The organism is Sphingobacterium sp. FBM7-1 (assembly GCF_020687765.1).
Lineage (GTDB): Bacteria > Bacteroidota > Bacteroidia > Sphingobacteriales > Sphingobacteriaceae > Sphingobacterium.
Genome location: NZ_JAJEWJ010000008.1, coordinates 34,863 through 50,614 on the forward strand (window position 1 = coordinate 34,863; position 15,752 = coordinate 50,614).

The window sequence follows — 15,752 nt, forward strand, 5'->3', positions numbered from 1 at the left end:
AAAAAGCGCTGTAACCAAAGTGGTACAGCGCTTTTTTATTGCGGTAGCTTATTACTGTAAGGTGATCTCGGCATCCGCAGCTTCTAGCCAAGGGGCAGAAAACCGCACAGCCAATTTATCACCCGGTGCACCGTTGGCTTGTACATAGACAATCATCTTGCCGTGATAGACTCGTTGTTTATTGTCGGTATAATCGCCCATATCGCTGTTGTTACCGGCTTCCATACCGAGCAATCGACCATTTCCGGCAACGTGGCAGGTGATCTCGTCTTCTGCTAAGATAACCGGTAGGCCATCCTCATCGACAATCTGCAGTTCAATCTGTGCAACACCTCCCTGAGCGCGAATAGATGTGCTGCTAGTCGAGAGGACTTGAACGGCGTGCGACCGCTTGCTGGATTGGATGTGTTGACGAACGACCTCTTGGTTGTTGTCATCCAGTCCAACCACTTCCAGTTTTCCAGCGGTATACGGGATATCCCAATAAATAATTCCATGCTCATCGTTGTAGGCTTTGGTTTCACCAACGACTTTCCCGTTGAGTTCCAGGCGTGCTTGTGCACTGTTGGTGTAGCATACCACGCGTATCTGTTGGCCCTCCTGGTAGTTCCAGATTGGCCAAGCATCCATAGATGGTGCCTGGTCTTTTCGTTGTCCTTGCTCGGCCTCCAGTCTAGACCACACATCGGTAGCAGCACCGCCACCTTGTAGCGGATAGGTGCCTAAGTGTGCTACGGGCTTGTCTGCCCATAGTGCTTGACGGAAATGGCCGCGTGGCTTGACGAAACCGGCGAAATCTAATAGTCCGGAATAGAAACCGCGTGATGGCCAACGACCCGATTCGCCTAGATAGTCAATGCCTGTCCAGAGAAATTGTCCGAAGATGTGTTCGTTATCCCGTACGGCTTTCCAAGCGCCCATGTCGTGTCTATTTTCGCTTCCGTAAATCACGCGTTTGGGATAGCGTTCATGATCGCGCTGGTAGAAACTTTCGGTATAATTATATCCCGCGATATCCAATGCACCCGGATACTCCGTTTCGTTAGACATAGCTACGCCTGCTAATCCGGCCGTTATAGGGCGGTTGTCGAATTTGCGCACGACTGCCGCGAGGCGCTTAGCAATGGTGCCCAGACGCATGGCATCCGGAGCATCTTTTTTGTAGCCTCCAAACATAGCTTGGGTAAATCCACTTTCGGAACTACCGTCTAAGACGGGGTGGGAGTAGGGGTCGTTAGGATAATCTACCTCATTTCCGATACTCCAGGCGAAGATAGAGATGTGGTTGCGGTCGCGTTTTACCATGTCTTCTAAATCTTTTTCGCCCCATTCTTCAAAGAAATCATACGACCCTTGGAATCCTGGTGTCCCTACGTTCCAGCCTTCTAGCCATTTTCTCTTCGGGAATTCCCATTCATCGTATGCTTCGTTCATGACGAGGAGGCCAAGCTCATCGCACAAGGCGTATAGGGAAGGAGCTTGCGGGTTATGGCTGGTGCGGATGGCATTGACGCCGAGTTCTTTTAATGCTAATAAACGGCGACGCCAGACTTCCGGATAAACCTCGGCACCTAATACTCCGGCATCGTGGTGGATACAGACGCCTTTCATCTTCATCCATTCGCCATTAAGAGCAAAACCTTTGTTAGGATCAAAAGTTAAGGTACGGAAACCTGTTTTAACTTCGGATGCGTCGATCTGTTCTTTTCCTTGTAGAACGCGGGTCCTTAATGTATACTGATGTGGGGTTTCTAAACTCCATAGCTGCGGATTTTTGACATTCAACGTGGTTTTAACTTCGTTGTTCGCACCTGCTGCGAGGCTTGTTTTTGTGATTTTCTTTGCGACGACTTGGCCTTGGGGATCCAGAAGTTCTGTCAGGACAGACAACGATGCGGTTTGACCTGTTTCGTTTTGTACAGCAGTCTGTACGTGTAGTGTTCCTTGGTTGTTCTTAACTTCCGGATAGGCGTATACACCCCATTGCTCTATGTGGATTGGATTGGCACGTACCAACCATACATCTCGATAGATTCCTGAACCGGTATACCAGCGGGAGTCGGCGTCCTGGCTGTGGTCTACTTTGACTGCTATGGTGTTTTCTTCACCATATTTGATATAGGGTGTAATGTCGTAGTTGAACGAGATATATCCATTCGGACGTTTGCCAATCGATTGTCCATTGATAAACACTTCACTGCGGTTGTACACGCCTTCAAAATAGATATAGAGTTTTTTTCCTTGGTCTTCCTGTGGGATAGTTACGGTTTTTCTATACCATCCGATACCTCCGGGAAGGTATCCGGTGGCGCTTGCCAAGGTAGGGCTCAGTGGTTGTTTCACACTCCAGTCGTGTGGTAGTTGGACGCGACGCCATCCGCGGTCCAACTGGTCTTGTGTCACGGCTTGATCGGTGTCGCCTAGATGGAAACGCCAGTTGTTATTTATTTTTTCAGCCTGGCCGAAACCAGGCTGTGCGAAAAGTGATTGTGTCGCACCACACGAGAGTAAAATGGCAGCGGCCAAATAAGAAGTTATTTTTGTTTTAATCATAGCAATGTTTTACAGATATTAATTTTAATAGTCCAGGTTTTGTTGCAGGCGTTTGTCGGAAGCCAAAATCTCTGCACGTGGTATTGGAAGCCAATAGTGACGTTTTAAGAAACGTCGTCCTTCCAGGGCCACTTTGCGCTGATAAGTTAGTGTATTGCCGGATTTTGTGATTTCTATACCATAGGCTGGCTCATTTTCGGTTTCTTCGGCAATTAACCATCTTCTGACATCATAGAACCGATGTTCTTCGAAGGCCAGCTCGATTTGTCGTTCATTACGTATGATCTCACGGAAGGCGTCCTTGCCGAGTCCTGTAGCTACTTCTGGCATATCAACACCAGCCCTGGCACGTATCTGGTTAATAGCTTCCCGAGCGCTCAATGTTGCTCCGGACGGTATGGCATCTGGACCTCCGACTTCGTTAGCAGCCTCGGCAAAATTGAGTAGAATCTCTGCATATCTAAAATAAATCCAGGGTTGTAGACCCGCAATCTCCCAAGGGTTATTGATCGGCATATCGTCATCAATGAACTTATATAAGTAATAGCCTGTCCTGCTCGTATTCCAATTCGAATTTCCATCTCTACTATCACGTCCACCTGGAACAAAAGTTTCTACAACGCGGCCGCGATACGATGCACCATCGTGTAATATGGTGTGGTAAAATCGTGGATCACGGTTCTCGTAAGGATTTTGAGGGTCGTAGCCAGAGCCACTTTCGTCTATGGCTTTCCCGTTGTTCATGCGGTAGGCATCGACTAAGTTTTGTAACGGAACGTTGCCTCCCCATCCATCGTATCCATTTGGTCCGTTGGCAATTTCCATAGCGACATGGCGTGCTCCTACAGAGTAATAACGAGCAAAAATAATTTCGTTGCTATTCGATGCTTTTTGAAATAACGCACGATAACCGCCTTGAGAAATGCTATATTTATTTAAAGCGATAACATCAGCTGAAGTTTGTACGGCCTGCTCCCAGGTGCCTGCATTGTATAAAGGACTTGCAGCATATAATGCTAATCTGGATTTTAGTGCCAAAGCAGCTCCCGCGGTAGCACGTCCTAACGGCCAACCATTGTCATTCGCTGCAGGCAATTGAGCGGCAGCATCGTTCAATTCATTTAATACATAATCGATACAGACTTTTAGTTCTTGACGTTCATAAATGGAGGGATCGGTAAAGTCATCTGTCAATTCATAAACTTTGTCGGCTAATAACGGAACACCTCCATAGTTACGGATCAAATCGTGGTATCGGAAAGCACGGATAAATTTCAGCTCTGCCGTCAGTCTTGTTTTCAGCATATCGCTCATCGGAACTTCGTCGATATGTGCTAGGGCAAAGTTACACTCTCGAATGCTACGGTAGCTACGACTCCAGATGGTTCCAGCTATGCCGGTGTTTTCCGGTGACAGCTGCCCGCGCTGAATAAGCCAGGTGTCGTCATCGTTATTATAGACGGATTCATCAGTCAACGATGCCCAAAGCGCATATTCAAAGCCTCGTCCGAAGCCAGGAGGAGTACCTTCTGCTTCTTTATTGGTTAATCTTGCCCCCATATAACGATTGACCACAAAGGCTTCAAACAAAACAGAGTCGGATAGGACTGCGGCATCCGATAGTCGATCTGTCGGCGTCACATCTAAAAAATCCTTGTTACAACTTACCGCGACTATGCCGCCAAGTAAGAATAAGATACAATATTTTATAGTTTTCATCTATTTATTTTTTTAGTTGTAATAATAACGGTTAAAAGCCGATGTTGACCCCCAAGTTAAAGATACGTTGCTGTGGATAGAAGTGTCCACTTTCGTTATCCCCTTCGGGATCGAAGTTTTTTAAACCTGTGACCGTAAATACGTTAAATCCGTTAGCGTACAGACGTACACGGTTTAACCCGATACGTTCAATAATGGGTGTCGGTATGGTATACCCCAATTCGATGTTCTTTAAGCGTACGAAAGCGGTATTAAACAACCAAAAGTCGTTGCGGAAGAGACCTCCACTGATGGCCGTTGATGCACGTTCGTTTACCTTCGGATAAGTTCCGTCTACATTGTTCGGGCTCCAGCGGTTTTCTGCCCATGTATTGTAGAAATTACCAACTGTACCCGCTTCTGATAGGATATATTGACGCGAGCGTCCTTGTCCGGAGAATACCGTAGACAAATCAAAGTTCTTATAGCTGACGTTTAAGGTAAGTCCGAAAGTTAGCTGCGGGATATTTCCAAGGTTGGTTCGTACCATATCGTCAGCCGTAATTTCACCGTCTTGGTTGTAATCTTCAAATATAAGGTCGCCTAAACCGGCACCTTGAACATGTGGATAATTATCCAAATCTTCCTGTGTGCGGAATATGCCAATTGACCGATATAATAAGTAAGTATTTAGCGGATTGCCGGTTTCTTTTTGCCAATCCGGTATTCCCGGAGCTTCGTCTCTGAATACGACATTGCTTTTGACATACGTGACGTTTCCTGCTACACCGAAATTGAAGTTACCCCTGTGTTGGTATCCTAATGTTGCTTCTATACCATTGTTGTCTACTCGGCCAATGTTTTCTGCAGGAACAAGTGTTTCCGCATCATATGGATTGGAAATACCTATAACGCCGGGGATAGAAGCATTACGCGGTAGGAGAATATTAGATCGTTTCTCGTTAAAGTAAACAAATTCCAAATCAAATTTATCTAAGAATCGTGCATTTAATCCTACATCAGTTTTTTTAGAAACTTCCCAAGTAATGGCTGGGTTTGCCAATTTATATAGATCAACCCCTGGATATATACTGTTCCCAATTGTATAGGCGTTGTTGAAAATATAATTATTTACGAATTGATTTGCGGAGATGTTGTCTCCCCCTAATTCGCCATAGGAAGCCCGCAGTTTCAGATCATTGATTAACCCCGTGTTAAACCAATCTTCTTCAGACATCCTCCAACCAACAGAAACACCCGGGAAATAGCCGAATCGGCTTTCTGGTGGGAAAATCGACGAACCATCTATCCGTAATTGAGCTTCCAACAAATACCGCTGTTTATAATCATAATTTGCGCGGGTGATAAAACTCACGCGGCTCTCTCGCCAGCTAAGTCCGGCGTTGGTACGATCTTCTAAGGCGGTTCCTCCTTGTGAAATTTCTGGGGTAAGGGATGTCGGAAAATTCCTTCTCCCCGCCTCTAAACGGGATAAAGTACGTTCACTTTGCTCGTAAGCTGCGAATGCTTTTACGTTGTGATCTCCAAAAGACTCTTCATAGTTTAATTTAATGTTTGCTGTCATCAACGACGTGTTTTCCTGGAATTGCTGTAGTTGAGCCTTTGCTTCCCCAACATTTCTGGATTCGTATTGATTATTAGTAGCGTCATAATTGTAGACTAAATAAGGTGTTATGAAGTTCTTTCCAGACTCCTGTGATTTATCTACAGCAAGAAAACCATCTAACATCAAACCATCTAAAAAAGGTAAATCATAGGATGCACGTAGAATCCCATTGAACACGAGTTTCGGATTCAGGTTGGTACCTCCGGCGTCTGTCACCATCATGACGGGATTATTATTTTCAATTCCGGTACTCGGATATCCATTTTCATAACGAGATAGTATGGTGGGGTACGCACGATAGATATTTCTGAAAATTTCACCTGCACCGACAGTAGGAAATCTACGTTTCTCTTCGCGTCCGGCGACCGAGAGTCCAGCTTTAAATCGATCGGTTACGTCCATGTCGATGTTGGAGCGGAAGTTGTATTGGTTATATTTGGTTACGCCATCTTTGAAGATACCATCTTGCATCAGCGTACCTGCAGATACAAAATATCGTGTACGCTCTGTGCCACCAGAAACAGACAAGTTGTGTTGGTTTTGAAGAGCAGTTTTTGCTAAAACCTCTTTTTGCCAGTCGGTGTTTGGAAAATGGAAAGAATCAGAGCCATCGCGAAATTTCAGAATATCCTCTTCGCTATAAAATTGGTTCATGCCACCCGCAGGATTATTGTAATAGTCAATCTCGTTTCGAATCTCAGCATAGGTTGCAGCGTCGGCCATGGTTGGCAAGCGTGTAGGCGACGAGAAACCTTGGTTAAAGGAATAGGAAACTGTTGGCTTGCCTTGTTTACCTTTACGAGTTGTTACTAGAATCACACCATTTGCGGCACGACTTCCGTATACAGCTGCGGCCGCGTCTTTTAGAATGGTTACGCTTTCTATATCATTTGGATCTAGACGCTCTAAACCTCCGACTTGGCCGGGTACGCCATCGACGACGACCAATACATCGGTATTACCCGTTGTAGACGCTCCGCGAATACGTAGCTGTGAACCATCATAGCCTGGTTCTCCTCCGCGATTGGTAGCAACTAAACCTGAAAATCTTCCAGCGAGGGAATTGGATAGGTTTGGCTGTGGACTTTTTATAAGATCATCTCCTTTTACCTCGGAAATCGATCCGGTTACAGTAGCTCTGTTTTGCGTACCATAACCCACAACTACTACATCTTCCAGAAATTGATCGTCCGTCTCCAATAGAATAGTGAAGGTTGTTTGGCCGCCGATAGCGACGGTCTGCGGCTTATAGCCAATGAATGTTACCGAAAGGGAATCACCTTGGGCAACGAGCTCAAAATTACCCGAGGCGTCCGTCGTGGCACCTTGTGTGGTTCCTTTGACGAATACGCTGGCGCCCGCGATTGGTTCATTGACGTCGTTAAGGACGCGTCCCGATAATTGCTGTTGTCCATGCACAAATAATGGTAGCATCCATATCAGTACATGTAAAAGAATAGGTTTAAAATTTACCATAATATTTAGTTTTGTTAATTATTTGCGATTCAATTAGCAAAAAAAGAAACTTGGATTGTATAAGAAGCTTATTTTCTCCCGTGTAGAGTACTATCAAATTTATAATTGAAAACGCACTTCAAACATAATAGATTATCGACGGATAGGACATATATAAATCCGTCAGATTTCGATGGTATTTTCGTCAAATATTGACTTTATTTGCTTTCTGAGACGTTTTTTAGATATTCGGAGGGTAGTAGGCCAAATTCCTCTTTGAAACATTGGCGGAAGTAGATCGTACTATGTATCCCCACCATAAAGGAAGCTTCCGTAATATTATACTGGCCGGATTGAAGCAGGATAGCAGCTTTTTGTATCCGTATCTTACGAACCAGCTGATTGATGTTTTTTCCGGTCAATGCTTTGAGTTTTCGGTACAGTGTCGATTGGCTCATGTTCATTTTTTCAGCCAGCTTGGCGGCATCTAGTACATCATCCTGCATGTAGTGTTCTACGATTTCTACAAATTCCTGAACGAAAGTATTTTCCTTCCAAAGGTCGGTATCCAGTTCATTCGTGGGTTTCTCTGTCTTTGAAGGTAGTTTCTGCAATACATAGTTGTGGATATTCTTTCGATTGGATAAAATATTTTCAATGCGTTTATGCAATAAAGCTGGATGCACAGGCTTAATTAAATATGAATCTACGCCCAGCTCATATCCTCGTTGTCGGTCTATCTCCTGATCTTTTGCTGTAAATAGAATAATCGGAATATGGCTGGTGGAACGATTTTCCTTGAGCTTCCCGACCATTTCAAATCCATCTAGACCTGTCATCATCACGTCGCTGATAATAAGGTCTGGGATATGTTTGGTTGCCGCATCCAAGCCTTGGATACCATTGTCTGCCGAGAGGATGGTATAATGTGTTTCTAAAGAAGCGACTATATAATTTCTTAAATCGACATCGTCCTCTACGATTAAGATAACCGGTTGCGAATCCTCGTTTTCCAAATGTATAGCATCATCAGCCATTTTCTCTTGTTGAGGTGTAATTGTAATGTGGTTGGTTAGCAAGCGGACACAAAATTCAGTGCCGTCTCCAACCTTACTTTTTATATCGATTTTTCCATAATGTACGGCGACCAGTTCCTTGACCATGGCCAGACCAATTCCGGTACCCGGTTGTGCTTGATGATCAATTTGAAAAAAGCGATCATAGATGCGTTCCAAATATTCGTCAGGAATGCCACATCCCGTATCTTTTACACGCAGCACAGACCAAGTATTGAGCTGATCCTGTTCATACGTTAGCTGTACATCGATCGCACCCGTATTGGTATATTTGTAGGCGTTAGACAACAGGTTGTCTAAAATAATATGGATAATTTCGGCGTCGAACGTCGTACGCAAATCCGGAGAGGGTAGCTGACAGCGTATCTGTAGCCCATCTTTGACATTCAACTCTCTATATTTATGAACGAGATCTAGCACCACATCTCCTAAATAGCCTTCACCGAGTACAAGTGGTTTATGTCGTGATTCTACTTTTCGGAATTCCAGCAATTGATTGACCAGGCTAAACAGACGGTTAGAACTCTTTTGAACAACCTGTACTAATTTTTTTTGTTTTGTGGATAGATTGTTCTCCCGTAGCAGATCGTCCAACGGCCCTAAGATAAGGGTGAGTGGTGTCCGCAGTTCATGCGTGATATTCGTGAAGAAGTGCAGACGTTCTGTCGCGAGCTGTTGCTGTTGTTGATGTTCTAGTTTTTTTAGTCGTAATTCCCCTTCGGCTTTGATCTTTCGATGATAAAAAAAGAAAATGGCAAAAGCGATGCCACTCGCCAGTAGGATATAGAGCGCCTTTGCGTACGGACTAAGGTAGTACGGTGGCTGAATATGGATCGATAGACGTGTGACATCACCCGACCAGTTTTCATTTTTTAATCGTGTCCGTATAAGTAAGTCGTAGTTTCCGTATGGAATATTTCTGAAATTCAGCACTTGTTCACCACCTATATTCGTCCAGTCGCTGTCAAAGCCTTGCAGCTGGTAGCTATATTCCATCAGTCCGTGTAGAGCATAATCCGCAGCACTAAATTCTATACTGAAGCTGTTTTCCTGATAAGATAACTCAAGTTGTTGGATACCATAAGTTTGTTTTTCCTCCTGTAGAGGCAATTCTCCGCTACGGAAGGTGGTGAACTTTCGGATATGGACGGGGGATATGGGAAGTTGGATAGGTATGTCTTTTGGATTAAAAAAACACAGGCCATTTTGCATGCCGAAGAAGAGATGGTGCTGTTTGTTCGTCGCTACACTGCTGTTTTTGAAACCACCTAAAGGGATACCAAAATCCTGATCATAACTAAAAAAGCGATTGTCTTTTGGCACGTACCGCAGTAGGCCAGCTTTAGTAGAGCACCAAATATCTCCCTTTTGGTCTTGGGCAATGGCTTGGATAAAAAGCCAAGCGTTAAGTTTGGGCGGTGTGATGTTTTTCAGTGTGCCGAGCTCTTGTTTTGCGTATTGCACCGCCATACCTTCATTAGTAGCAATCCAGATGTTGTTTTCGCGGTCCAGGAACAGGTGATTAATGCTGTTGCTTCTAAGTCCGTTGGTTGCATCAAAATGGGCGATCAACGCTCGGGTTTCGGTAGAAAATACATAAACACCTTGTCCATAAGTTCCTACCCAGATATTCCCCGAACTATCTTCTATGAGTGAACGTGGAGCGTAATCACCTAACGATGGCATGTTGATACGTAGTGTCTCGAACGATTGGGATAGCGGGTCATAAATTACCAGTCCATTTATTGTACCAAGCCATATCTTTCCGGTTTGGTCTTCTAAGATAGCTCGTACTTCATTCAATTCTCCGTCTAGTTCAATCTTATGCCATCGTTTTGTAGGTGTGTGAAACCGGGCTACCCCTTTATCGGCTAGCCCTAGCCAAATATTGTCCTGTCGATCTTGATAAGCCGTTAGAAATGTGCGATTGCGTATGTTGCCAGGTGCTATAACCTCCTCTACAAGATTTTTATCAGCGGTCCATCGAAGCAGTCCAGATCCGTCCGTAATAAGCCAGCCTGTATTTTGCCGATCGATAACTATTCCACTAACGACGGCTTTTACATCAGGAAGTGTTTGGAAGAAGGGTGTAAAATGGCTAGCGAAACCCAGTCCACTACCGTATAATGCTAACCAAACATTTCCAAATTTGTCGGGGATCATATCCTGAACAGAGATGGAATTGCTAATATCAACTGAACGTACATTGTCTACGTTTAGGAACTCTTGATCGCTATTGTAACGAGGTGTTAAAACATATACGCGGGAAGGTTCTGTTCCCACCCATATATCCTCGCCGATTTCCCGAATGGTATGTACAAAAGGCTCGTTGGCATTACCTGCTGTCGAATGGAGTGGTATATGCCGAATTTTCTTGTTGTGGGGTGTATACACCGCCAGCCCCTTTCTTGTACCTATCCAAATGTTATTTCTACTGTCACAAAAAAGTATCTTCACTTCGTTATGGGGAAGAGCGCCGGCTGTATTCTGTACATGAAGATGCTCTAATTTTCCTGTTTTGGGGTCCAATATAGAAACACCATGATTTACATGTCCACTATAAAGCTTACCTTGCTGATCTTGTGCCACAGACCATATACTGTTACTCGGCAGGTCAGGGATAGTTTCCATACCAAAATGTGTAAACGTTTGGGTGGCAATATCAAAACGTTGTATACCACGGTGATAGGTAGAAAGCCAAATATGGCCGTCTATGCCTTTGATCATATCCGTGATATCGTTTGTGGCAATCGACGTCGGATCACGCGGATCATGGGTAAAATAGGAAAAGGTCTGTCTTTTTGTATCGAAGATATTCAGCCCGTTTGCGCGGGTGCCGATGTATATCAACCCGTCATCGTACAGCAGTTTATTGATTTCATTGCTATTGACGGAGGATCCGTCAACCAATTCGGACTTGTAATAATGGGTGAACGAATTTCCGGAAAATCGATTAAGCCCCAGTTCGGTCGCTACCCAGATGAATCCTTGGTCGTCCTCAACGACACTTAGGGCATTGATATTGGAAATACCTTGCTCCAGTGAAAGTATTTTGTATTGGTTGACCTGGGAAAAGGATATACCGAATCCGGATAGTAATAAAAACAAGAGCAGCTGAAACTTTCCCAATGTCATGTACACGTGTTTATGTGGTGTTTATTAATTCGTGACAAGCGATTTAAAAAAATGTTAATTTGACGTTTATGATAAACAAAAATTGAGAATTAGAATGGGATTTGCAAATTTCGCTGCAGGGTAGCGTGCGACATGGCGGTAGGTTGGAGGGTTTTTATTTTTTGAATTTCTTGCAGAAACCACTATCTTAATTGCCGAATTGTACTAAATTTTGGGTTTGATGCCGCCATGTAATATGATCTTGTGGGTCTAATCAAAGCGTCGAGTTGATACGAATGGAAAAAATGCATAGTTATATACTATCTGTAATGTATATGCTGGTCGGTATCTTTACCGCATCTGCACAAGCGGTTGATTTCCATTATTTCCGGAACATTTCGCTCGATGCGAAAGCCAGTACGGTGCATGCATTTGCGCAAGATAGTCTAGGGTTGCTTTGGCTGGGGAGTAACAATGGGCTGTATCATTACGATGGTTATACCTTGCACGCGGCAGTAGATGGGAAGCCAGAATACCAGACTTATATTTATAGTATAGTGGTATTGGACGGTAGTCGACTGGCGTTGGGTACCGAAAGGGGTGTTGTCCTGTATAACTATAAAAAGGATTGTTATGAGGACTTGCCGATGGTCAATGTTTCGGAGGTCAGAGCATTATTGTTGGTTGGTGACACCTTATGGATAGGATCGTTGAAAGGTTTGTATACTTATGATGTGAAACGGAAGACCTTTGCCAGTTTTACAGAAAGGCTGAAATCGGAATTGACAACCCAAGTATATACCTTGGCGCGACAAGGAAACAAAATTCTCGTCGGGACCTACAACGGACTGTTCGAGCTTACGCCGGAAACAGTTTCGTTACGACGACTTGTACTGCCGGAATACAAGGAGGGTGCAAACCAGTTTATTAATTCTATCCTCGTTTTTGATCAAGAACAGGCGTATATCGGCACAGAGTACGGGTTATACATCTATGCAGATAACGAAGCGCGGTTGCTTAAAGCCCCGCTATTGCAGAAATTGCCGGTGAAGTCGATGGCGAAACGGGATGCGCAGACCCTGTTGATTGGTACAGACGATGGGCTCTTCGTTTATGGTCCGCAACAACAGACGTTGCAACGGATAAAGCATGATGCGCGAAATCCGTTTTCCCTCGCAAATAATATTATATGGAGTGTCTTCGCCAGCCGGACGGGAGATGTCTGGGTGGGTACCGATTTGGGCTTTTCAGCATGGACGGAAAGATGGCGGGAAAGGAAATTTCCGATATATCAGTTTACACATAGTAGCAACGGGAATAAGTTTTACCGAATATGGCAAGACCGATCGGGTTGGTACTGGTTGGGTGGCGACAACGGATTGATACGTACGACAGCCTTTGATGAGAACGTGGCGGAATCTTATTGGTATCGGATGGATGCGGCAAAATACGCGCTACCTCATAACCGCGTGCGCGATATTTATGAGGATCGCGAGGGTATGCTATGGGTAGCATCGGACGGTGGGATAAGTTTGTTTGATCCACATAAAAAATCATTTAAAAGTTTGATGATTGTGGACAGTAGCGGTAAAAAAAATGCCAAATGGGCGTATGACCTAGAGGAGGATAGGAACGGAAATCTATGGGCCGCAACGTATATGGGAGGTGTTTTCGTGGTAGATAAGGAACGCTTAAGAAAGTCGGACGACGGATATGTGACGGGTGAAAGTTATGATCAATCGCGTGGACTGTTGGCTAATTTTCCGAATCAGATTCTGTTGGATCACCGAGATCAAATTTGGGTTCTTTTCTACAACAGAGGCATCAACACTATCGACACGCGTACTGGCGAAGTTGCGGAGGTAAAGGGTGCAGACGGGAAGTCGATATCGGATGCGGTATTTATGCTGATTGATACGGAAGGAACAATTTGGGTAGGGAAACATGGCGAGCTGATGCGGATTTCCAAGGAAGGGAAAAAAGAATCGCTCGTATTTGATCCAAGCGGATTGGGAGAGGTGACCGCTGTGGAGGATGCTGGAAAATATATCTGGGTAGCCAATAACGTGGGCCTTTGGAAGATTGATAAAAGGACACTTCAGAGTACGTTGGTGCGTTACGGTGGCGGCATCACGGCGATGTTTTACCAAGCGGAAACTCAGGATATCTTACTGGGCGGAATAAACGAAGTCGTGGTATTGCCGGCGACGGGACAGTTTGCAGAGCCAAAGTCGGCATCGGCGATTGTGCTGACCGCGATGTATGTCAACAACGAGCGTTTTGGGGCAAGTGGCTATGGCTTGCGCTACCGTCGTGAAATTGTGTTGGATTATCAGGAGAATAACCTTCGGCTGGAGTTTTCTGATTTGGACTATGGCAACCACCTTGGACATCGCTTGGCTTATGCGTTTAAGGCAGCCAATGAAACTTGGATACCGCTAGAACAGCAGGACAACAAAATACAATTGAGCAACTTGCAGTCAGGAAGCTATACGCTGCAGGTGGCAAAGGTCGATATGTTAGGGCAGGTCATTTCCGAAATTTCGCTTTATGATATCAAGATCAATTATCCTTGGTACGCGACGGTTTGGGCAAGGATAGTGTATGCATTAGCTGTTCTTGGATTGCTCTTTTGGATAGTAAACTTCTTTCGGGTACGAAACAAATTGAAATGGGAAAGACGGGAGCGAAAAAAGGTTATGGAGCTTTCTAAAATGAAAATGGATTTCTTAACTGCGGTGTCCCATGATCTGAAAAACCCTCTAAGCTTAATCTTGGCACCCGTGAGCCAGCTGATGCTGAAAACCAAGAACCCGGATAACAAAAAGTTATTGGACGGTGTACACCGGAATGCCATGAAGATCAACGGCTTGATTCAGGAGGTGATGACTTTTGAGAAGAAGGAGGAACGGTCAGGCATGGGTGAATTGATTACTTCGCAGCTAGATTTAAAGGCTTTTGTCGAACGCTGCCGAGACGAATGGAAGCAGGTAGATATGTATAGACATATCGAATGGCGATTGGTGGCAGATACGGAAGGCCTCCTTATCCAAACGGACGTTTCCAAGTTGGAATCTATGCTGAATAACCTGCTGGCCAACGCGTGTAAATATAGTAAACCGGAAGGGGCTGTGGTGGAACTGTATCTGAATGAAAACGAAAAGGGAATTGTCATTACGATACGGGACAACGGAATCGGGATAAAGAAAAAGGATCTGCCGTATGTGTTTAGTAAGTTCTACCGTGCGGCATCGGAAGAGGTTCAGGCTATTGATGGAACGGGGGTAGGGCTTTATCTGGTACGCAACTACGCAGGGCAATTGGGTTGGACGGTGGAACTCGACTCACAGTGGATGGAAGGAACCACCGTAACCATTAACATACCTGTAAATAGTGTGTATGTTGAGCCAACTCCTGTGGATAATAAGACTCAGAAAATAAAGTTGCTTATCGTTGAAGACAATGAGGAGTTATCGTCCTTTTTACTATTGGCCTTTGAAAATATATATGATTGCCGAACAGTGGTGGATGGACGGGCGGCCATCGATTTGATTGATCAATCCTTTAAGCCAGATATCATCGTGTCTGACGCAATGATGCCTAGGATGGACGGCCTGGAAATGATACGGCAGTTGCGCAAACGTACGGACACAGCCATTATTCCGGTAATCCTATTGACTGCCGTTGGTGATGAACAGCTCCAGCGGGCTGGCGTTGCAGCAGGTGTAGATGCTTTCGTACAGAAGCCGTTTGATTTGGAGTTACTGAAGTTACAAATGCAACAACTACTCTTAAAAAAGACAAAATTGCAAACCAAGCTACGTATAGATGAACTGTGTGAACCTCGCGAACAACAGATTGTTGTATCGCCTGATGAGCAATTGTTGAATAAGATAACACAGGTTATCGAAGATGCGATGGACGATTCCGATTTTTCGGTGCAACGGCTAGCTGATCAGGCAGGGGTAAGTGCGAAGCAGCTGTATCGAAAAATTAAACAACTGACGGGACATACGCCGGTAACCTATATCCGGACAGTACGGATGAAAAAGGCAGCATTACTGTTGCGCCAACGGAAGTTCACCGTCGCCGAGGTGATGTATATGGTCGGGTATTCGAATGCGTCCTATTTCTCCAAATGCTTTCAGGAAGAATTCGGAACCACACCTAAAAATTATATGGACCAGCTAAATGGGGGTTCTGCTTAATCTGTTTATTCACAGCTTGTT

Annotated in this window: 5 protein-coding genes; 1 reads left to right on the top strand and 4 read right to left on the bottom strand. The window is 44.7% G+C overall.

All coding sequences use genetic code 11. From position 1 onward, the window contains the following. Positions 1–51: 51 nt before the first annotated feature. The 4 genes from LKO28_RS12940 to LKO28_RS12955 form a co-directional block, all read right to left on the bottom strand. Positions 52–2,553, bottom strand: a complete 2,502-nt coding sequence (locus LKO28_RS12940) for a sugar-binding domain-containing protein (protein WP_227695352.1) — start codon at positions 2,551–2,553, stop codon at positions 52–54. 24 nt (positions 2,554–2,577) lie between these two features. Continuing rightward, entirely contained in the window at positions 2,578–4,272 is a 1,695-nt protein-coding gene (locus tag LKO28_RS12945; protein WP_227695353.1) for a RagB/SusD family nutrient uptake outer membrane protein, read from the bottom strand. A gap of 31 nt (positions 4,273–4,303) precedes the next feature. Beyond that, on the bottom strand, positions 4,304–7,354 hold the full coding sequence (locus LKO28_RS12950; protein ID WP_227695354.1) for a SusC/RagA family TonB-linked outer membrane protein: 3,051 nt from the start codon (positions 7,352–7,354) through the stop codon (positions 4,304–4,306). Positions 7,355–7,551: 197 nt separating this feature from the next. Beyond that, positions 7,552–11,544, bottom strand: a complete 3,993-nt coding sequence (locus LKO28_RS12955) for a hybrid sensor histidine kinase/response regulator transcription factor (RefSeq protein WP_227695355.1) — start codon at positions 11,542–11,544, stop codon at positions 7,552–7,554. A 308-nt stretch (positions 11,545–11,852) separates the two neighbouring features. On the opposite strand from LKO28_RS12955, the gene LKO28_RS12960 reads away from it, so the two are divergent. Beyond that, on the top strand, positions 11,853–15,731 hold the full coding sequence (locus LKO28_RS12960; RefSeq protein ID WP_227695356.1) for a helix-turn-helix domain-containing protein: 3,879 nt from the start codon (positions 11,853–11,855) through the stop codon (positions 15,729–15,731). Positions 15,732–15,752: the final 21 nt, after the last annotated feature.